14 protein-coding genes are annotated in these 23,294 nt (G+C 36.6%); all 14 read left to right on the forward strand.

Annotation, left to right across the window (positions count from 1 at the left end; translation table 11 throughout):
* The first annotated feature begins 99 nt into the window (after positions 1-99).
* The 14 genes from BB050_RS17035 (at position 100) to ctlX (ending at position 23,287) form a co-directional block, all read left to right on the forward strand.
* Positions 100-1,077 carry a fasciclin domain-containing protein gene (locus BB050_RS17035; RefSeq protein ID WP_008469246.1) on the forward strand — a complete coding sequence of 326 codons (978 nt, stop codon included), beginning with the start codon at positions 100-102 and terminating at the stop codon, positions 1,075-1,077.
* Positions 1,078-1,235: 158 nt separating this feature from the next.
* Positions 1,236-1,688: a response regulator gene (locus BB050_RS17040; RefSeq protein ID WP_066034415.1), complete on the forward strand. Its 453-nt coding sequence runs from the start codon at positions 1,236-1,238 to the stop codon at positions 1,686-1,688.
* Positions 1,689-2,259: 571 nt separating this feature from the next.
* Entirely contained in the window at positions 2,260-5,955 is a 3,696-nt protein-coding gene (locus tag BB050_RS17045) for a family 10 glycosylhydrolase (protein WP_066034416.1), read from the forward strand.
* 129 nt (positions 5,956-6,084) lie between these two features.
* Complete coding sequence (locus BB050_RS17050) at positions 6,085-9,594, forward strand: golvesin C-terminal-like domain-containing protein (RefSeq protein ID WP_083219863.1); 3,510 nt, start codon at positions 6,085-6,087, stop codon at positions 9,592-9,594.
* A 242-nt stretch (positions 9,595-9,836) separates the two neighbouring features.
* Positions 9,837-10,520: an SDR family NAD(P)-dependent oxidoreductase gene (locus tag BB050_RS17055; protein WP_066034418.1), complete on the forward strand. Its 684-nt coding sequence runs from the start codon at positions 9,837-9,839 to the stop codon at positions 10,518-10,520.
* Between the two features lie 9 nt (positions 10,521-10,529).
* Complete coding sequence (locus BB050_RS17060) at positions 10,530-11,945, forward strand: SDR family oxidoreductase (RefSeq protein WP_066034419.1); 1,416 nt, start codon at positions 10,530-10,532, stop codon at positions 11,943-11,945.
* Positions 11,946-12,519: 574 nt separating this feature from the next.
* Complete coding sequence (locus BB050_RS17065; protein ID WP_066034420.1) at positions 12,520-15,522, forward strand: SusC/RagA family TonB-linked outer membrane protein; 3,003 nt, start codon at positions 12,520-12,522, stop codon at positions 15,520-15,522.
* 11 nt (positions 15,523-15,533) lie between these two features.
* Positions 15,534-16,883: a RagB/SusD family nutrient uptake outer membrane protein gene (locus tag BB050_RS17070; RefSeq protein ID WP_066034421.1), complete on the forward strand. Its 1,350-nt coding sequence runs from the start codon at positions 15,534-15,536 to the stop codon at positions 16,881-16,883.
* Between the two features lie 93 nt (positions 16,884-16,976).
* On the forward strand, positions 16,977-17,927 hold the full coding sequence (locus tag BB050_RS17075) for an isoaspartyl peptidase/L-asparaginase family protein (protein ID WP_066034422.1): 951 nt from the start codon (positions 16,977-16,979) through the stop codon (positions 17,925-17,927).
* Positions 17,928-17,942: 15 nt separating this feature from the next.
* Complete coding sequence (locus BB050_RS17080; protein ID WP_066034423.1) at positions 17,943-18,803, forward strand: cyanophycinase; 861 nt, start codon at positions 17,943-17,945, stop codon at positions 18,801-18,803.
* A gap of 5 nt (positions 18,804-18,808) precedes the next feature.
* On the forward strand, positions 18,809-20,197 hold the full coding sequence (locus BB050_RS17085; protein ID WP_066034424.1) for a YfcC family protein: 1,389 nt from the start codon (positions 18,809-18,811) through the stop codon (positions 20,195-20,197).
* 11 nt (positions 20,198-20,208) lie between these two features.
* Entirely contained in the window at positions 20,209-21,261 is a 1,053-nt protein-coding gene (locus BB050_RS17090; protein ID WP_066034425.1) for a cyanophycinase, read from the forward strand.
* A gap of 88 nt (positions 21,262-21,349) precedes the next feature.
* Positions 21,350-22,264, forward strand: coding sequence for a dimethylarginine dimethylaminohydrolase family protein (locus BB050_RS17095; RefSeq protein WP_066035215.1), 915 nt, complete (start codon positions 21,350-21,352; stop codon positions 22,262-22,264).
* A gap of 75 nt (positions 22,265-22,339) precedes the next feature.
* On the forward strand, positions 22,340-23,287 hold the full coding sequence (gene ctlX / locus BB050_RS17100; protein WP_066034426.1) for a citrulline utilization hydrolase CtlX: 948 nt from the start codon (positions 22,340-22,342) through the stop codon (positions 23,285-23,287).
* Positions 23,288-23,294 lie beyond the last annotated feature (7 nt).

Raw genomic sequence — 23,294 nt, forward strand, 5'->3', positions numbered from 1 at the left:
TTAAAATTGTATTAAATTTTATTTTGTTTAATATTTTTTGATTTTTGTTAAACAAAATTGTTGTAAATTTAATCTAGCTAATCATAAAAAAGACACACTATGAAAACTATTAAAATGAAATTCGCAGCCGCATTGGCTTTATTTGTTTTGACACTGAGTTCATGCAGCAGTGATGATAATGGTCCTTCACAGGATAATATGAGTATTTATGCAACCGCGAAAGCGAATGCCCAATTAAGCGTTTTGGCATCAGCTTTGGAAAAAGCAGGTCTTGCTAGCACATTGAGTTCTTCAGGATCTTTAACCGTATTTGCTCCAACTAACGAAGCTTTTAACGCATTTTTGTCTAAAAATGGATATGCAGATCTTAATGCAGTTCCCGTAGCTGCCTTAAAAGAAATTTTACTTAATCATGTTCTAAGCACAAAAGTTAAGTCTAGTGCTATAGTAACGGGATATGTTAAAACCCTCGCAAAGGGAAGCGCCTCTACAAGCAACACCCTTAGCATGTATATAGAAAAAAATACTGCTGTGGATATTAACGGAGGAAAAGCCAATGGAGGAGCAACTGTAACCACTGCCGATATAGAGGCAACAAACGGTGTGGTGCATATAGTCGATGGCGTTATCGGTCTGCCTACTATAGTGACTCATGCTATAGCAAACAAAAACTTTACTACTCTTGTGTCGGCACTAACCTATAATCCTGCTTCGGGATTTGCAGCCATGCTTTCGGGAACCACAGGTTCTCCATTTACCGTTTTCGCTCCCACAAACACTGCTTTTGCAAGTTTTTTAACGGAGACTGGATTTTCTGGACTCTCAGCCATTCCAGCGAATGTTTTGGAAACAACCTTAAAGTATCATGTTGTAGCTGGTGCAAATGTCCAGTCTTCAGCATTGACTAATGGGCAGACGGTAAATACTGCCGCAAGCCAAAGTTTTACAATTAATACGGCTGGAGGAGCCAAGATAACCGATGCAAACGGAAGAATAAGCAACATAATTATTACCGATGTACAGTGCTCCAATGGTATTATTCATGCTATAGATAAGGTTCTACTGCCTAAATTGTAATTTCTGGTTTATAATTTTTTGTGGGCAATTGTTTTTAATGGCGGTTAAAAGCTTTTTTAACCGCTTTTTTTTTAAATAAATCTTGATTGGTTAGGAACTACAAGATTATTTCTGACTTGATTTATTTTGCCAGACAATAAACATCAATACGTTTTAAAATGAAAACTAGAATAATTTTACTCATTGACGATGACTGCGATGATATTGCATTTTTTAAGGAGGCATTCGCGGAGATGGATGATCGTTTTACGCTTATCTGCGTAGATGGCGGTGCGAAGGCCATTCACATGCTTAATGAAATGGATAGTGCCCCTGCGCTTATATTCCTTGATGCGGGCATGCCCATGATTAATGGATGGGAATGCCTGAAGCTTCTCAAAGCTGAGAGCCGTTTTACATCCTATCCTATCATCATGGCTTCAACCTCTCAATTGTCTTCAGGAATAGAAAAAGCCCGTGATCTAGGGGCGCTGGCCTATATGATTAAACCTTGGGATTTTAAAGAATTGGTATTTATGATCAAGTTGATTTGCGCAGGATTGGATGGGGCTCTGCAACAGAATCTGTTAGATCTTGAGCTGGCGATGCCAAATCATTTTTTTGTCTTTTGAGCAACACAGGATCAGCCAGATGCAGATTGGCTTAAAAGAAGGACAGGTTCATCTTATCAAAATAATATCATAACTTTTCCTAAAAATAAAGTTGTGTATTCCTAAAGAGCTATGACGGATATATGATGAAATCGGACTGCTTTTTTGGCAGAATTAGGACGAACTTTTTATAGGCTAAATTTAGAGAAACTTTAGTTTTTTTACCTTGCATTTTTTTGCATGTTTTAACTTTGGGCATTTGGGAATTTTAAAACGAAAATTCATTTTGTTTTGAATAATGTTTCTACAATTTTCATCTTAATTTTCTTTTCTTTATTCTATTTAAGATTATAAAGTAGTAATTTTCTTTAATATTGTTCTCTTTTAAATTTAGTGCGTAAATATTTTATTAACAATTGTTAAAGTATTTTTAAAAAGAAAAAGCTTTGTCTTTGCTAGAGTTTGCGCATTATTTTGTGATTAGTAATGAATTATTATGCGTTTTTAAGTTAAAATTTTAAGTATAGTTGCATGTTTTTGCGTTTTTATTTGTAATATATTTACGGTTATTAACCAAAAAACTGCCCAACTTATGAATCAAAAACTACTCAATCTATTCTTTTTAATAGCTATAAACGGCTTTATTTTAGGTCAGGGAACTAATATAACTCCAGGCTGTTCTAATAGCGGACCAGAAATAAGTGCAAGCCCTAAAGCAGATTTAAGAGGGACTTATTTAACATCAGTATATAATTTGGACTGGCCAAGCAATAGGACTGCAACTCCTGCAGTTCAGCAAGCCGAGCTAATTACAATTTTGGATAAATTGGTTATTACAGGAATCAATACGGTTTATTTTCAGGTTAGACCGGAATGCGATGCTCTTTATAACTCATCAATAGAACCTTGGTCGTATTGGCTGACAGGAACTCAAGGTGCGCCGCCAAACCCAATGTGGGATCCTTTAAGTTTTGCCATAACAGAATGCAGAAAACGAGGATTGGATCTGCATGCATGGCTGAACCCTTATCGTGCAAGTGTTGGCGGTTATACATTGGCAAACAATCATGTTTCTAAATTAAATCCGTCTTGGGTTTTTACAGCTTCAAATAATGCCAATCTTAAAATTTTGAATCCGGGTTTGCCAGCGGTACGAAATTATATTATCAGTATTGTAGAAGATATTGCTTCGCGATATGATATTGACGGAATTGTTTTTGACGATTATTTTTATCCAGATCAGGGTATGGCAAATAATCAAGATGCCACGACTTATGCCAATAACAATCCGACAGGAATAAGTAATATTGATGACTGGCGCCGTGATAACGTGAATCGTATGATTGCAGGTGTTTATGATGCTTTGCAGGTTATTAATACCAATTATAATAAAAATATTGTTTTTGGAGTTGCTCCGTTTGGCATCTGGAAAAGTGGAGTTCCGACAGGAATTGTTGGAAATCCATCTTATAGCGCATTATATTGTGATCCAATAAATTGGCTTCAAAATGGGAAAGTAGATTTTATTTCTCCTCAATTATATTGGAAAATTGGCGGTTCTCAAGATTATATCAAACTTTCGCAATGGTGGAATGATCAGGCCGCGACTTATGGCAGACATTTATATGTTAGTCAAGGGTATGATCGCTTGCCGAGTACTTCATCTCAAAATTGGCCTGCTTCAGAGATTCAGAATCAGATAGATCAAAACCGAATTGCGGGAATGACCAATACTTTTGGACAGACTTCTTATTCTACGCGATATATTATGAGCGACGAAAAAGGAATTGCAACAGCTTTACAAAATAATCAGTATAAGTATAAATCATTTCCGCCTTCGATGCCATGGAAGGACAATATTTGTCCATTAGAACCAACAAATATTAGATTTGAAGGCAATATTCTAAAATGGGATGCTCCAGTTGCAGCCACTGATGGCGATTTGGCAATAAAATATGTGGTGTATGCATTTGCAACACAGGCCGATATTCCAAATTTTAAACAAGACGGCACAAAAGTTTTGGACATTGTAAATGCAACTCAGCTTACTTTGACTACGGCACAATTGACTGCTCCAAATAATTATTTTCTGGTGACGGCTTTGGATAAAAATAATAACGAAAGTGCTAATATTACAGGTGTTCCATATAGTAGCTTGCCAGCGGCTCCAGTAGCTTTAAGTCCTACCGAAGGAGAGTTGTATATAAATTCTCCTGTAAATTTTTCTTGGAATTCTACAGTTAGTAATGCAGATTACCGTATTCAAGTTTCGAAATCTGCAACAGGATGGACAGAAACGAACGGATTTACGACTGCAACGACCCCAAATGCTACAGTTGTTGTAAATGCTGTAGTAAATACAACTATGAGTTATGTTTGGGATCAAGCTAACGCTGCAGTTTATGAAGCTCCAATAGGAGGAACAACTTATTATTACACTATAAGAAGTTATAGTGCTGCAACAGGAACTTCAAAATATTCTACTCCTGTAAGTTTTACTCCAAAAAGTGTCAATTGTACTGTGCCAGGAACAACTGTTATTACTGTTGATAACATTGATGCAACTTTAGTAGGATCATGGACAGCAACATCTGCCACTGCTGGCTATGTTGGGGCAAATTATATTCATGATGGCGATACGGCAAAAGGAACAAAAACAGCAACTTTTACTCCAACAATTACGCAAAGAGGCAAGTATGAAGTTTTTATCAATCATACTGCTGGAACCAATCGCGCCAATAATGTTCCTGTCGATATCATTCACGAAAGTGGAACGACAACTGTTCCTGTAAATCAGCAGATTAATAATGGAACATGGGTTTCATTGGGAACTTATAATTTTAGCGCAGGTACTAATAATAAGGTTGTAATTAGGACAACTGGCACTTCAGGCGTTGTTATTGCTGATGCTGTTCGATTTTATTTCATAGATTGTTTGCCTGATGCTACACCGCCAGTAGCTGATTTTACACCAGCTTCGGCTACAATTTGTGCAGGACAAACGGTTTCATATACGAATGCATCTACTAATGCAACTTCCTACAGTTGGTCGTTTCCAGGAGGAACTCCGAGTACGAGCACTGCTACGAATCCAGTTGTAACTTATAATACTGCAGGAACTTATAATGTTGTTTTAACCGCTACAAATGGAGCAGGTTCAAATACGAAAACATTGACGAGTGTAATTACTGTAAATCCTTCAGGAGCAGTTACAGCAGGATTTACAGCTCCTTATTCAGAATTGGCAACAGGCGAAAATATGACTTTTACCAATACTTCTACAGGCGCTACAACTTATGCATGGACCTTTCCTAATGGTTCTCCAGCAACGAGTACAGCTGCAAACCCTACAGTAAATTTTACGACAACAGGCAGTAAGACTATTACTTTGGTAGCTTCAAATGCTTGTGGTAGTAATACTTACACAATGACAATCTGCGTTGGAACAAATACCAAAACTACACTGGAAACTTTCGAAAGTTCGGCAGGAAGATTTACAAGTGTTCCTACTGCGTCAGGTTCGACTGTTGGAATTGCAACCACATCAACATTGGCAAGAGCTACAGATAGTTTTAAAAACGGGACAGCAAGCTTAAAAGCAGTTTTGTATGATAATACAACGGTAACAACAAATTGGTTAGTGCGTTTGCTTTCGGGCGGAGGTACACCTGCGAATAATCAGGCTTTTGTTGGGAATCAGGGATCTTTTGGATTTTGGATGAAAACGAGCACGGCAAATGCAGGAGCAACGGTAACGGCTTGGATTGATGATACGGATGGTTTAGAAGAATTGCCTCCACAAACAATCATCAACAATGGAGCTTGGAACTATTACGAATGGTTTTTGCCAACTGCCGTTGGAACCACTATTACTACTGGAAATGGAATCGTTGGCGGAGCATCTGTAACTTTGGATGCTATTGTAATCAAACAAAATAATACCGCGTCTACCATGACAGTTTGGATTGATGATATTCAGCACAATTATATTTCTGCTTGCTCTGGAACTAGAAAAATGTTGGATGTAGAAGAGGCTGAAGATCTTAAAGTTTCTAATGAATTAATTGTATATCCTAATCCAACCAATGGAATATTGAATTTGAAATTGGATAGCAACATAAAGTCCGATGTCAGATTATTTAATATTACAGGACAGCAATTGTTGAGCACCACTTTTGAAGGTACAGAACAACAGCTTGATTTGAACAATTTTACAAAAGGAATTTACCTTCTTCAGGTTTCAACTGATGGGAAGATAACTACTAAAAAGATCATCTTAAATAAGTAATTTTTGTTTTTAGGTTAAGGCCGCCAATTCAATTGGCGGTTCTTTTTGTGCTAAAAAAATAATTTTAAAAGTGTTTTCTTATTAATAATCATAACCACGTAAACTATTTATTAACAAAAAGCAAAAAACATGAGGAAAAACAAACTTATCGATTTGCGAAACCAAATTGCTTCAATTATGGTTTTGTTTAGTATTGCAACCGGTTTGGCGCAAACGACGCCAGACTCCAAAAAACCAAGTGATGAGCAGCTCTATTCTTTGGCAGACAAATACTTGAAATCTTCTATTAAAAAAGAAGTCAATCCTGATGGAGAGGTATTTCTACAAAGAGAAATGGGCGACTATCTAGCATTAGCGAATAAAAAAAATGCAGTAACCAGCAAGCCAGATTTAGTAGAAAAACACGATGAATTAGAATGCGAGCACAATGGGGAACTTTTGAAAGAGTATCTAAATAGGCCACATCCTTCGGTTAAAACAATGGTAAAATATTTTACTGAAGCTAGTAAAGAATTTGATGTTCCTGTAGAAATTTTAATGGCAGCTGGACAAGTGCAAAGCAATTGGGCGCAAGTGTCTTCTTCTTTCTACGGGTCTTGGGGAGTAATGGGATTGATTGAAAGCGATTTTAACAATCAAATTGCTGTAGCGGCTAAATTAATCAAATCTACTCCAGAGGCTATTAAAACGGATGCCAAAACTAATATCAGGGCAGCAGCAGCCTTATTAAAAAGTTATCAAAAGAAAACGAATCCAAAAGGATTGGAAGATTGGTTTGATGCGACACGAGAATTAACAGGTTTGAAAGATGAAGAAATGAAAACTTCATTGGCAGAACGTTTTTTTAAAGTAATAAAAGAAGGGTCCAAAACAGTTACACTTTGGAAAGAAATCATAGATATAAAAGGAAATTCAGTAACAATTCCATCAAACAAAAACTCCAAAAGTTCTACGGCAAAAATAAGCGCCGTTCAAGCAACAGCAGCGGTCGATTATCCTGATGCTTTGTCAAGAATTACTTCTTGCAATTATGGAGTTGGGCGAAATGGCTACGGTATAGATTACTATTTTGTCCATTATATGGCAACAGGCACGTATGAAGGTGCTATTTCTTATTTTAATGATTGCAGCAGAACAACACCAACTTCTGCACACTATTGTATACGCAACTCAGATGGCCAGATTTCGCAAGTTGTGCGCGAGGCTGATCGTGCTTATTCGCAAGGAGTTTCAGGATATCCGCAATGGAATGGAGCCGGAGTAAGTACAGAACACGAAGTTTTAGCAACCAATTTATCTATGTGGGACAGCCAGCCTATGCTTAATGCAGCGGCAGCTTTGGCAATTGATGTCTGCGATAGAAATGGTGTTCCGAAAACAAGACGTGTTACCAATGGTAATCGCGGAATTTATGGCCATAACGATGTAAATACGGGAACAGATTGTCCTAATCTTACAACAGCTCGCTGGAATGTTTTATTGGCAAAAATTACAGCGGGCAGTTCAACAAATGTTCCAGTTCCAACAGCACCTACTGCAGGCCAGATATATGTGAGCACACCGGTAAACTTTACATGGGATTCTGCAGTTTCAAATGCCGATTACCGCATTCAGGTTTCCAAATCGAATGCAGGGTGGAACGATACGGACGGATTTACATCTGCAGCAGCGCCAAACAGCACAGTAGTTGTAAATGATGTTGTAAATACGGTAAAAACGTATTCCTGGAATGCTACAAGCGCAGCAGTATCAGAATCTCCGGTAGGAGGAACGGTTTACTATTACACAATCAGAAGCTATAGCGCAGCAACGGGCACTTCAAAATATTCGGCTCCCGTAAGTTTTACGCCAAAAAGCGCAGGCTGCACATTGCCGGGCTCAACTTCGATTACGGTTGACAATCTAGCGGCGACTTTAGCAGGGGCCTGGACCTCCACTTCAGCAACAGCAGGATATATAGGTACGGATTATATTCATGATGGCGATACTGGAAAAGGGACAAAATCGGCGACTTTTACCCCTTCAATTCCTCAAAGAGGGAAGTATGAGGTATTCATCAACTTTACGGCTGGCACAAACCGCCCGGCAAACGTTCCGGTTGATATCATTCATGAAAACGGAACAGCTACAGTTACGGTAAACCAGCAGATCAATAATGGAACTTGGGTTTCATTGGGAAGATACAATTTCAGCGCCGGCTCTGCGGGAAAAGCTGTAATCCGCACAGCTGGCACAACTGGGGTTGTCATTGCAGATGCCTTTAAATTCACCTTTATTGACTGCCTGCCTGAAAATACGGCTCCAGCAGCCAGTTTTACGCCAACAGCTGCCGCAGTTTGTGAAGGGCAAACGGTAGCCTATACCAGCACTTCTGCAAACGCAACTTCATACAGCTGGTCGTTTCCGGGAGGAACGCCAAGCACAAGCACTGCCGCAAATCCAGTAGTCACTTACAGCACGGCAGGAACTTATGATGCAAGCTTGACTGCTACAAATGCAATAGGCTCTGACACTAAAACAATAACAGGATTGGTGACTGTAAATCCTGCAGCGGCTGTCGTAGCTGGATTCACAGCCCCTTTGGCAGAATTGGCAATTGGAGAGAGCATAACGCTGACAAATACTTCTACAGGGGCAACTGCATACGCTTGGACTTTCCCTAACGGATCTCCTTCGGCAAGTACAGCTGCAAATCCATCGGTAAGCTTTACATCTGCAGGTTTGAAGACTGTTACCTTAGTGGCTTCAAATGCCTGCGGAAGCAATACCTACACCATGACATTTTGCGTTGGGTCAAATACTACAACAGCTTTAGAAACTTTTGAAGCTTCGGCAGGAAGATTCACGCAAGCTCCAACTACTTCTGGCTCTACTGTTGGTATTGCCACAACTTCAACTTTAGCACGAGCTACAGATAGCTATAAAAGCGGAACAGCAAGTTTAAAAGCAGTTTTATATGACAATACATCAGTTGCTACAGATTGGCTGGTGCGTCTGCTTTCAGGCGGAGGAACCCCTGCAAACAATCAGGCGTTTGTCGGCAATCAGGGCTCTTTCGGCTTTTGGATGAAAACCAGCACCGCAAATGCCGGAGCGACTGTTACGGCTTGGATTGATGATACAGATGGATTGGAAGAGCTGCCTCCACAAGCCATTATAAACAACGGAGCTTGGAATTATTACGAATGGTTTTTGCCAACTGCGGCAGGAACAACAATCACGACAGGAAACGGAACCGTTAACGGCGCTTCTGTAACTTTAGATGCGATTGTGATCAGACAGGGCAATACGGCCAACACAATGACGGTGTGGATCGATGATATCCAGCACAATTATATTTCTGGATGCTCCGGAACCAGAAAAATGCTGGATATAGCTGATGATGCTGCAGAGGTAAAAACTGGCGATGGATTAGTAGCATATCCGAATCCGACAGACGGAATCTTGAATTTGAGTTTGGAAAACAATACAAAATCTGATGTCCGATTATATAATGCTTCAGGCCAGCAATTGCTGAACACCACTTTTGAAGGGGCTGAACAGCAGCTTGATCTGAACGGCTTTGGAAGAGGGATCTATCTCCTTCAGGTTATTGCAGATGGCAAGACGATAACCAGAAAGATTATTTTAAATAAATAGTTTTAACTCGATATTTTTTAGCTGCCCAAACCCGTAAAAGAGGTTTGGGCAGTTTTTTTACTTGTTACCAATCTTAAAAATGTAATTATTGTTTCTTTTCATATTATTGATTTTATTTTGTTTAATATTTTTTGATAAAAATTAAACAATTCTTACCTTTAATCTATAAATCAAGCCTTTATTTAAACTGAGGTATAAAACATGAAGTTTTTAATAGTGATCCTAATATAAAAATGGTGTTTATGGAAAAAATACTTGTAATAGGAGGAAGCGGAGGAATTGGAGAAGCAATAGTATTGGAGCAATTGGGAACGAAGCAAGTTTATAACATTAGCAGAACTGCTCCTAATATTTCACATCCTAACTTAATTCATTTTACGGCAGACATTTTAAAGGACGCGCTTCCAGAAATTGAGAAAATTGATGCTATTGTTTACTGTCCAGGTTTTATAAATCTGAAACCTATTCTGAGTTTAAGCATTGATGATTTCAGAAATGATTTCGAAATCAATGTTATTGGTGCTGTGAAAGTAATACAGCATTATCTGCCAGCCTTAAAAAAAGGCACAAATCCGTCTGTGGTCCTTTTCAGCACAGTTGCAGTAAAACTTGGAATGCCTTATCATGCTAGTGTTGCTGCAGCAAAGGGTGGAGTAGAAGGTCTTGTTAAATCATTAGGTGCAGAGCTCGCTCCCGCAATCCGTATTAACGCTATTGCACCTACTATTACAGAAACTCCATTGTCAGCTTCAATCCTCAGAAATGATCGTATGAAAGAAAACATGTCTGAACGTCATCCTTTAAAAAGATATTTACAGCCTAAAGAAGTGGCTAAAATGGCAGATTATCTTATTTCAGATGCGGCAGGATCTATTTCGGGACAAATTTTTCAAATGGATTGTGGCTTGGTCAGCTTTAAAATTTAATATGTCATCATGAAAATTCTATTAACCGGCTCAACAGGATATATTGGCAAAAGAATTCTGCCCTTACTACTTGAAGAGGGGCATGAAGTAATCTGCTGTGTACGGGACAAGAACAGATTTTTTTATCCTGAAAAGTATTCAGCAAACGTTAGACTTCTTGAGGTTGATTTTTTGCAATATAAAAGTGTAGAAACTATTCCTAATGATATTGATGCCGCGTATTACCTTATTCATTCCATGTCTAGCGCTGACAATTATGATGAGCTTGAAAGGATTTCTGCAAGTAATTTCAAAAAAAAGATAAATGATACAAGCGCTAGGCAAATTATTTATTTAAGCGGAATTGTCAATGATAAATCCTTATCTAAACATTTGGCTTCTAGAAAGGCGGTAGAAGAAATCCTAAAAAGTGGTAAAACTCCAACAACAACCTTGAGAGCAGGAATTATAGTAGGTTCAGGCAGTGCGTCTTTTGAAATTATACGGGATTTGGTCCATAAACTGCCTGTAATGATTACACCAAAATGGCTTAATACTAAATGCCAGCCTATTGCCATTGCCGATGTTTTAGAATTTTTAATGAAATCACTGCTAAACCCTAAAACATACAACGCGAGTTTTGATATTGGCGGGCCAGATATTCTTACATACAAGGAAATGTTGCTAGAATTTGCAAAGATTAAAAAACTCAAAAGATTTATTTATACACTGCCAGTAATGACGCCTAAGTTGTCTTCCTATTGGTTATATTTCATTACTTCCACTTCTTTTAAACTGGCTTCGGCATTGGTGAGCAGTATGAGAGTAGAAGTGGTTTGCAGGGACAATAGGATCAATGAGTTGTTGGATATAAAACCTATGAGTTACCGTCATGCATTACAAAAAGCAATTGTAAAAATTGACCAAGATGAAGTAGCTTCGAGCTGGAAAGACGCGCAAATAAGCGGACAGTTTAAAGGAAGTATCTCATATTATTTAAAGGTTCCTAAAAAGGATTGTTTTATAGATAGAAGAAAAAGAAAAATTATAAACAGAGACTATACTATTGCTAAAATTTGGTCTATAGGAGGAGAAACCGGATGGTATTATGGTGATTGGCTTTGGGGTTTGAGGGGATTTATTGATAAGCTTTTTGGAGGTGTTGGAGTTCGACGAGGAAGAACGAATAAACATGATATACATGCAGGAGATGCTCTTGATTTTTGGCGTGTGGTGTATGCTAATAAGGAAGAAGGAAAATTAATTCTCTATGCAGAGATGAAACTTCCGGGAGAGGCATGGCTCGAATTCAAAATTTTTAATAATACATTATATCAGGCAGCAACTTTTAAGCCATCAGGAATTCTCGGAAGGTTGTACTGGTATGCTGTGCTGCCTTTCCATGGTTTTATTTTTAATGGCATGATCAATAAATTGATAGATTGACTTAATAACTTTGATATTTGTTATTGTTAAAGGCTATTGGAAAAGAACTTCTTAGTTCTGTATTATTTATAAATTCTTTTTGTTTTATTTGGTTAAACTCTTAAAATTATGCGGAAAAGTCAGCTTAAAAACTAAAAGTATGGATAAAGTTTAATTAAAAATATGATTTTTATTTTTTAATTCAATTTTTTTTCTAATTTTATCGTCAAATAATACCACTCTATTTTGATTGCAGGAAAAGCAAATACAGTCACAAAATCAAAATCTCTTACTCTAAGAGGTCTTCAGCCTATCTTTAATTGTTGAAGAATTGATATGCAAACACTATTCTTAAGTGTTTAGTATCATTATTGTATTTTTTATTTTCTCAACCAAACCTAACCAAATGAATTTTACCAATTTATTATATCGTTGTATTGATTGCAAATCACTTTATCTAAAAGGTTTGCAGCCAATATTTAATTGTTAAAAAGTTTCACTTCTCAGTTTACAGATTTTTATGCCAAAACTCTTCATTTTCATGAATAGTCGAGGTGTTTCTATTGTCAATTTTATTAAATTTTAAACTAAGAAAATGAAACTAACCAATAAAATAAAACTGATTATTGTGTTGTTGTCATGTATTACAACATATGCACAAAAAACTATAAAAGGAACTGTTACAGACAAACAATCCAATATACCCATGGTAGGCGTCAATGTTATTGTTCCTAATTCAAAAGCAAGTACAATTACAGATTTTGATGGAAAATTTCAACTTCAAATACCTGAAAACAGCACTTCGATAGAACTTTCTTATATCGGATATCAAACCCAAAAAGTTACGATAGACGAAAAATCCAATTATACTATTTCTATGACTTCCGGTCAAGGCCAAAGCCTAGATGAAGTAGTAATTATTGGTTATGGAACGCAATCTAAAAAAGATGTGAGTTCTAGTATACAATCTATAAAAACCAAAGATTTGCCTCAGGGAACTTCTTCAAGTTTTGAAAACAGTTTGCAAGGACAGACTCCTGGGGTGAATATAAGTTCGTCATCGGCTACACCAGGAAGTGCTGTGAGCGTTAATATTCGTGGTGTTTCTTCTATATCAGCGAGCAGCCAGCCTTTGTATATCATAGACGGAATTCCAATAGTGTCTAGAAATAATTCGGCACTAAATGCAAATATACAGCCAGTTAATCCATTAGCAGATTTGAGCCCGAATGATATTGAATCTTTTACAGTTTTAAAAGATGCTGCCGCAGCCGCCATTTATGGATCAAGAGGTGCTAACGGAGTAATCTTAATTACCACAAAAAGAGGTAAAACAGGTAAAAGTATTGTAGATGTTAATTATTACACTTCTTTTGCTGAAATTTCGAAATATCCAAAAATGGTTGACAGCGAGAAGTTTAAAAAGTTTTTTAACACCGCTGCAGAATTTGACGGACTAGGTTCTGATTATTTTGATTGGATCGATACTTCAAAAGGAATCAATACCAATATCTACGATGAAATCTTTAGAGTTGGTGTAACGCAAAATTTAGATCTTAGTGTTAAGGGCGGAAGCGAAAAAACGAGCTATTATCTGAGCGGAAATTATTATAATCAGGAAGGAATTCAAATAGGTCAAGGCTTTAAGAGATTAAGTGCCCGTATGAATCTGGATCATAATATTAATGAAAAATTCAAAATAGGAAATACTTTTTTTATTACACGAAGTAACCATCAGCGAACAATTGGCGAAAATGATGAATATGGAGTTGTAATCAATGCACAAGGTTGGGATCCTACAGAACCTATTTATGATGAAAATGGGAAGTATACCAACCCTTTTAAATACAACACTTGGTGGCCGCTTGAAAATCCTGTTCAAATTGCCAAAGAGTACAAAAACACTTCTCAATCTACTCGCGTGCAGGGTACAGCATATGTTGAATGGAAAATTATTCCAGATTTAAAGTTTAAATCGGCTTTTTCATTAGAGTATTCCAACCTAGTCGAGGATTCTTATGTTCCTTCTGGCACAAATAAATCGAAGACAGGTGAAGGTATTTTTGCAACTTATGAAGAAACCAATTGGTTGGTAGAAAACACTTTAAATTACAATAAACAATTTGGCGAAAAGCATAATTTCGGAGCTATTTTAGGATGGACAATACAAGAAAATGAAACTCGTTTTTCTGACCAATCTGGTGTCGGATACGCTACTAACACTACATCTAGTATTTCGGCTGCAAGTACTATTATTGCTAGTACTTCGGGTAAAAACCAATATGGTTTGCAATCTTTTTTTGGAAGAGCAAATTATGTTTACGATGATAAATATATAGCATCATTTACAGTGAGAGCTGATGGTTCTTCACGTTTTGGAGAGAATAATCAATATGGCTATTTCCCATCAGGATCGTTGGCTTGGAGAGTTAATAAAGAAAAATTCTTTAAAAGTGAAAGTATTTCTGATTTTAAAATAAGAGCTAGTTACGGACTTACAGGAAACCAAGAAATTGGTTCAAATTGGAGAGGAACTTATACTCTAAATGCTAATTATAACGGAGTTCCGGGAATAGCACCTAACCGATTAGAAAATCCGGACTTGGGTTGGGAAAAAACAAAGCAACTTGATATAGGTTTAGATTTTGGATTGTTTAAAAACCGAATCACTTTAACGGCCGATTATTTCAACAAGCAAACAGATGATCTTTTATTGCAAGCAAAAGTTTCGGGACTTACTGGTTTCAATTCTGTTTATCAAAATGTTGGAGCTATAGAAAATAAAGGTTTTGAATTTGGAATTAATGCAGCCGTCTTTGATGGAGATGATTTTAAATGGAATACAGGGGTTAATCTAACGTTGCTTGACAACAAGATTAAAAAATTGATGAATGACGGTGAAGAAGTGGGAAGAAATCATATTTTGAAGGAAGGACAAGAAGTAAGCACTCTATATTTAATTAAATTTTTGGGTGTGGATCCACAAACTGGAGACGCAAAATTTGATGACATAAATAAAGATGGAATAATCGATTTCTCTGACAGACAAATGGTTGGAGGCGCATTGCCAACTTATTTTGGCGGATGGAGCAACAATTTCAGCTACAAAGGATTTACTTTGACGGCAAACTTTGTGTTCTCTGGAGGAAACAAAATATTCAATCAAAGCCGTCATGTTTACGATAATTATGGGTATACAAAAAGCGGCATCCCATATTCTAATATTAGCGAAAGAGTATATGATAATTATTGGAGAACGCCAGGGCAAATTACTGATGTGCCAAGGCCTTCTACAAAAGATGGACAGATGCAGCGCTTTAGCACGCAATTTTTGGAAGATGGAGATTATATCAGATTGAAAACTTTAAGTCTTGCTTATAAGCTGCCTTCTAATGTGATTCGCAAAATTGGTTTGAATAGTCTTTCTCTTTATATCCAAGCTCAAAACCTATTTACTATAACCGATTATTTAGGTTTCGATCCTGAAGTTTCTACAAATACTTCAAGTCAGGAAGATTTGAATATTCTGCAAGGGGAAGATTTTGGAACTTTAGGTCAGGCACGCACTTTTACATTAGGATTAAGTACAACATTTTAAAATTTGAAATCATGAAAAATAAAAAGATATATGTATTCTTGTCTGTGTTACTTGCTTTTACAGTTTTAGGATGTGATGATGTACTGGACACAAAATTAGATGATGAAATTCCGGCGGCAACTGCCATAACTGATAATATTTCATTAAAAGCCGCCGCTGTAGGACTGTATGATGTGATGCAAAGCGGAACATACTACGGAGGTGAATTTATATTGGCTCAGGAATTAACGGGAGGCAATGCAGATGCGACCGGTTTTCAAGAGCGTTTTACCCAGTTGGACAACGCTATTGTACCACCATCAAATGCTTATATTCAAAGCAATTGGGTAAATGTTTATACACTTGTAAATGCCAGCAACTTGATTTTGCAGAAAATGGAAGAGCTTGAGCTGAAAGATGACAATTCTAAAGGAACTGCACTTTTTTGCAGAGCACTAGGACATTTTGATGCGTTGCGCCAATTCGGGCAGTTTACAGATCCAAACTCAAAATATGGTGTTCCAATTTCAACTAAATATTTGGATGCAAAATCTGCTAAAGAAATTTCCAGATCTACTGTTGCTCAGTCTTATCAGCAAATTATTTCAGACTTAAAAGATGCCATTGCAATTTTGAAATATGACAGCAATAGATTTTTTATTACAAAAGCTGCTGCTGAAGCTTTGCTTGCAAGGGTTTATCTCTATCAAGGCGATTATGATAATGCCATATTGTATGCCAGTAAAGTAATTAGCAATAGTACGTATAAATTAAATACAAAATTTAATGATATTTATGATGTTGAAGGTTCGTCTGAAGCTATCCTAGAGTTACAGTTTTTAGGAATTGATGGTAATAGTTTAACCGAATTTTTATCAGTTTCACCTCCGGAAGTTTCTGCTGATTACAGTAATTTTTTCAAACCAATGGACGATGACGACGATCCAAGAAGTTATAAATATTACGATTCGGGAAAAGAAGTTTTTTGTGATAAATATGGAACTCGTGACAGCGAAATAGACGGAAATGCCATTATCATTAAACTTTCAGAAATCTATCTGATTCGTGCAGAAGCTTTGGCAAAGAAAACTCCTCAAGATTTAACTTCGGCTTTGGCTGATTTAAATGTGGTGCGTCAAAGAGCTTTACCGAGTAAGCCTTACACTTTAGCCCAAATTCCAAATCTAGATGCTTTTGTTACTATTTTGATTGAAGAAAACAAAAGGGAATTAGGTTTTGAAGGACACCAATGGTTTACTATCGTTCGATTAGGCAGAGCAACTTCAATTTTGAATATTCCTGCTTTCAGAACAACTTATCCAATACCGCAAAACGAAATTACAATTGCCCAAGGCAAGTTAGAACAAAATCCAGGATACTAAAAAAATCCCCCAGGAAGCTGCTAATGCGGGATTCATTTACAAAAAATGTATGTCGCTTAGCAGTCTTCTTTAAATTCAAAAAAAGAAAAAGAAATGACAAATAAAACGCCGTTTGCACTTTGTATACACGGAGGTGCGGGTGTGATAACTCCCGAGAATCTATCACCAACAGATAAAAAAATGATAAAAGAGGATCTTATTCTTGCTCTTAATGCAGGAGAAGAGATCTTAGCAAAAGGCGGTAATGCCGTTGATGCGGTCGCTGCTGCCGTAGTAGCTTTAGAGAATAGCATTCATTTTAATGCGGGAAAGGGAGCCGTTTATTCTCGAGAAGGCAAACATCTATTAGAAGCTTCAATAATGGATGGCGCTACGTTAGAGGCTGGATCGGTAGCAAACAGTATGAAAATTAAAAATCCCGTTTTATTCGCCAAAAGTTTATTAGGATATAAAGACCTTATCATGATTTCTGGTGAAGCTGCCGATAATTTGGCAGAACAAACTAATCACGAATTAGTAGAAAACCATTACTTTGATACTGATTTTAGAAAAGAACAATTTTTGGAGGCAAAAAAAATCTCTGAAACAGCAACTTTTCTCGATCATACCAACTTAAAGATGGGAACTGTTGGCGCAGTTGCTATTGATAGAAATGGCAATATAGCCGCAGCGACTTCGACAGGAGGAATGACTAATAAATTGGATGGACGAATTGGCGACTCCGCGATTATTGGAGCCGGGACTTATGCCAATAATAAGACTTGCGGCGTCTCTTGCACTGGTGTTGGAGAATATTTTATTAGAGCCACAGTATCTTCCATGGTTTCAAATTTAATGGAATTTGGAAAAATGTCTCTAGAGCAGGCAACCGAAGTAACGATAAAAGGCCATTTGACAAAGCTGGGCGGAGAAGGAGGGCTTATTGCAATTGACAAAGACGGAAATATTAATTTTTCATATAATTCTCAAGGAATGTACCGTGGATTTGTGTGTGAAAAAAAGAAAGAAAAAAAAGTATATATCTGGGATAACGAAGAAGTATAACACTAAAATCATATCATGAAATCTATTCCGTTTTTTGTAATCTTGTGTTTACTACTGTTGTGTTCTTGCCAATCAAAGCTTAACAATGTTGAAGAGCTTAAAACTAAAGGAAAGCTATTCATAATTGGTGGCGGAAAAAAATCTGATAAATTGGTTTCTGAATTGATTGCAGTTAGTAATCTAAATAAAGAAAACTTTATGGTGATACTTCCAATGGCTAGCGAAGAACCCGATTCGGCAGTTTATTATACGGCAAAACAATTTATTGGATTAGGTATAAATTCAAACAAGATAAAGGCTTTTAATTTTAATCGAATCAGCCAGCCAAAAGTACAGATTGATTCTCTAAAAAAAACTAGCCTAATTTATATTACTGGTGGAGATCAAAATTTGTTTATGAAATCAGTTTTGAATACCCCTGTTTATAAAGCCATTCATTCTGCCTATCAAAATGGGGCAACCATAGCAGGAACAAGTGCTGGCGCAGCAGTAATGAGCACAAAAATGATTTCAGGAAATGAATTGAAGCACCCAACTTATACTGGAGAATTCCATAGCATCGAAGCAAAAAATTTTGAATTAGCAACGGGATTGGGTTTGCTGCCAAATGCCATTATCGATCAACATTTCATTTACCGAATGCGAATGAACCGTTTATTGTCGGTTGCTATGGAAAATCCAGATTATTTAGGAATCGGCATTGATGAATCGACCGCTATAGTGGTACAAGGTGACGATGCAAGAGTTACTGGAGATTCGCAAGTGGTCATTATAAGAAAAACAAATAAAACAAATATCCAAGTCAAAAGCGGACTATTAGGAAGTAAAGATATTAGATTAGAAATTCTTCTGCCGGGAGAGAAATTTAAATTATAAAAAAAATGAAAATATTAGAAAAATTCCCAGATACAATTACTATAATTCTAGTAATTACACTTCTCTTTATAGGTCTGACATGGATAATTCCGTCAGGAGAATTCGATCGTACGATTGCAAACGGAACGGAGAAAATTATTGCAGGTTCTTACAAGTCTGTACAAGCATCTCCTCAAGGAATCAAAGCTTTTTTGGAAGCTCCGATTAAAGGATTTATTTCGGCATCTCAAATTATTGCTTTTGTCTTTCTGGTGGGAGGAGCGTTTTCTATTATAAACATGACGGGCGCAATAAACGCAGGACTTTTTAATGTAATTGAGTTTAGCCATAAAAGGCCAAAACATAAAATTTTTATTGTTCCATTTTTAATTGTATTATTTTCTTTTGCAGGAGCTACTTTTGGAATGAGCGAAGAGATTTTAATCTTTATTCTGATTACCGTACCCATGGCAAAAGCAATGGGTTATGATGCAATTGTTGGAGCGGCAATTCCAATTGTAGGAACTGGCGTTGGTTTTGGAGGTGCCTTTAGCAATCCATTTACTATTGGCATTGCACAAGGTATAGCACAAATTCCAATTTTTAGCGGAATGGAATATAGGATTTTTGTCTGGTTTATTTTAACAACATGTGCTTGCTTCGTAATTACGCATTATGCAATAAAAATTGGAAAAGATCCTAAGAAAAGCCTATTGTTTGGCATTGCCGATGAAAAAGAGAATAGCAATCTTGAGACATCTGACTTTAAATTAGACACCGCTAGGAAAATAATTTTATATGCACTTTTTGCAACCATTCTCATTTTAATTTACGGGGTGAGCAATTATAATTGGTACATAAACGAAATCGCTGCTTTGTTTTTGGCCTTAGCTATTTTTGTCTCCATTGTTTACAGAATGTCAATATCAAAAGCGATAGATGCTTTTGTATTGGGAGCTAAAGACATGATGACTGCAGCATTGGTAATCGGACTGGCCAAAGGACTTCTAATTATTACACAAGAAGGCAAAATTATTGACACGATACTTAATTCTATTGTATCAATAACCCAAAACACGCCAAAGGCTGTATCTGCTGAATGCATCTTTTTTTTCCAATCATTTTTAAACTTTTTCATTCCGTCAGGATCGGGACAAGCTTCTTTGACCATGCCCATTATTATTCCGATTTGTGATGCCTCAGAAATAAGCCGACAAATGGCAGTGCTGACTTTTCAATTAGGAGACGGCTTTACTAATCTTATTATTCCAACAAGCGGAGTTACAATGGGAGCGCTTTCTTTGGCTAAAATACCTTATAGCAAGTGGTTTAAATGGATGCTGCCTCGAATGGTGGTATTTTTAATAGCATCAATGCTGCTGATTCTTCCCCCTTTATATTTATTCAATTGGTAAAATCAGACTAAATGAAAACACTAACAATAACTTTTCTGTTTATTTTGAGCGCTTGCTCTTCTGAAAACAATACGGAAAATTCGGTTCCAAAAACACCAGAAGCAAAAAACTATGTGTCTTACTTTACAGGAAATAAAGTAGATAAAATTACAGCCCCAAAGGGAGGAATTTGCTTGATGGGAGGAGCAACCGAAAACGATCAGGCAATGAAATGGTTTTTAAATAGGGCAGATGGCGGAGATGTTTTAATATTACGTACTTCTGGAACTGATGGCTATAATTCGTATTTGTATACCTCTTTAGGAATCGCTATTAATTCTGTTGAAACTATTGTTTTTAAAAATGCCAAAGCGAGTTCTGATGCGTATATAATCGAAAAAATAAATAATGCGGAAGCAATTTGGTTTGCAGGAGGAGATCAGTGGGAATATATTTCGTATTGGAGAAACACGCCAATTTCTGAAGCTATCAATGAAGCAATAATCAATAGAAAAGTTGTCGTGGGCGGAACCAGTGCTGGTATGGCGATTCAGGGAGGATATTATTTTTCGGCTCAAAATGGCACGATCACTTCTCAAGAAGCATTGTTAAATCCTTTTGATACTAAAGTCACAATATCCAACGAGTCTTTTTTAGATAATGCAATTTTAAAAGATGTCATTACCGATACCCATTATGATAATCCCGATAGAAAAGGAAGACATATTGCTTTTTTAGCCCGAATTATAAATGATTATAAAGTTCAAGGAAAAGGAATAGCTTGCGATGAATACACTTCCGTTTGTATAGACGAAAAAGGAATTGCAAGAGTCTTTGGAAATTATCCTTCTAAAGATGATGTTGCCTATTTTATAATGCCAAATACAGAAATTCCAAACAACAAGCCAGAAATTTGCAAACCAAACAATCCATTGGAATGGAATCTGAATAAGGTTGCCATTAGCGTTTACGAGGTTAAAGGAACTAGTGCTGGAACTAATACATTTAATTTAAATAATTGGATTGATGGAACTGGAGGCACATGGAAAAAATGGTTCGTAGAAAATGGCAAACTCAATGAATAAGGGAAACGCAATAGAATAATTAACTCTCAAAAATAAAATACCAATACAATACAAGATGTACCATTATCTTCAAAAATATAATAGATTCTTGCTGCGGTTAAATGTAAAGAACGAAACGTCTCGCCTTCGCGCTGTAGTTTTGGGTTCAGCTGTCAGCAATGGTCCAACTCCATCTATAGAAGAGGCTTATGACCCCAAATCCTTGGAACATATTAAGGCAGGAACTTATCCTGTGGAAAAGGATATGGTTGCTGAAATGAAGGCTTTCAATGCCGTTTTTAAAAAATATGGCGTAAAAGTGTATCGCCCAGAAACGATTGAAAATTACAATCAGATTTTTGCCCGTGATATTGGATTTGTCATTGATGATGTTTTTGTAAAATCTAACATTTTGCCTGACAGAGAACGCGAACTGGACGCGATTCAATATGTAATTGATCAGATTGATCCATTAAAAATTGTTCGTCCGCCAGCAGAAGTTCATATAGAAGGCGGCGATGTTATGCTTTGGAAAGACCATATTTTTATAGGAACTTATAAAGGGAGCGATTATAAAGATTACATAACTGCAAGAACCAATATGCATGGCGTAAATTATATCAAATCTCTGTTTCCTCATAAAATTGTAAAAGAGTTTGATTTAGTAAAATCTAAGTTAGAAGCAAGAGACAACGCTTTGCATTTAGACTGCTGTTTTCAGCCAGTAGGAAAAGATAAAGGGATTATCTATAAAAGAGGTTTCCGCGAAGAGGCAGATTATTTGTATTTGGTTGAACTTTTCGGAAAAGAAAACTTATTTCATATCGAAAGAGAAGAAATGTATAATATGTTTTCGAATGTATTTTCAATAGATGAAGATGTGGTGGTCTCTGAGAAGAATTTTACGAGATTAAATAACTGGCTTCGTGAAAATGGTTTTACTGTTGAAGAAATTCCGTATGCCGAAATTTCAAAACAAGAAGGTCTGTTGAGATGTTCAACTTTGCCATTAATTAGGGATTAAATAATTGTTTCAAGTTTCAGGTTTCAAGTTTTTCCAGAATTTGACACTTGAAATTTAAAACAAAAAAAAATAGAAATGAAACAGACAACAAATGCAATCCTAATGATTAGACCCGTAGCATTCAGAATGAATGAACAGACGGCAGTGAATAATTATTACCAGAAAGTATTGAATGGACTTTTGCCAGATACTGTTAATGCTAAAGCGCAGCAGGAATTTGATGCTTTTGTAGAAAAGCTAAGGGCTGTTGGTGTCGATGTAACTGTTGTTGATGACATTATAGAAACCGATACTCCAGATAGTATTTTTCCAAACAATTGGGTTTCATTTCATGAGCATGGTGATGTAGTATTGTATCCTATGTTTGCAGAAAACCGTCGTCTGGAACGTCGTGATGATATCTTGGATATTTTGGAAAAAAAAGGCTTCGAGATTTCTAATATTATTTATTATAACGCGGCAGAAGAAGAAGGCATTTTCTTAGAAGGAACCGGAAGTTTACTTTTAGATCGTGCCAACGCAAAAGCATATTGTGCTTTGTCGCCTCGCGCAGATGAAGAATTGGTTATTAAATTCTGCCAAAACTTTGATTATACACCAGTAATTTTTAAAGCTTTTCAAACTGTAAATGGAAAGCGGAAACTGATTTATCATACTAATGTGATGATGTGCTTAGGCGAAACTTTTGCTGTTATTTGCGCAGATTCTATTGATGATGAAAAAGAGCGCAAAATGGTTTTGAATCATCTCAAAGAAGATAAAAAAGAAATCATTTTAATCACAGAAGATCAGGTAAATAATTTTGCTGGAAATATGCTGGAAGTTAGAGGGAAAGATGATAAGAGATATATTGTAATGAGTGCTTCAGCACATCAATGCTTGACTCCGAAACAAATTGCCCAATTAGAAAATCATGCAGAAATTTTAAGTTCAAGTTTAGATACAATTGAAGCTTGCGGAGGCGGAAGTGCTAGATGTATGATGGCTGAAGTTTTCCTGCCAAGAATTCACAGCATTGCTTAGCGTTACT

Origin of the sequence: Flavobacterium anhuiense, from assembly GCF_001705175.1 — a bacterium.
Taxonomy (GTDB): Bacteria; Bacteroidota; Bacteroidia; order Flavobacteriales; family Flavobacteriaceae; genus Flavobacterium; species Flavobacterium anhuiense.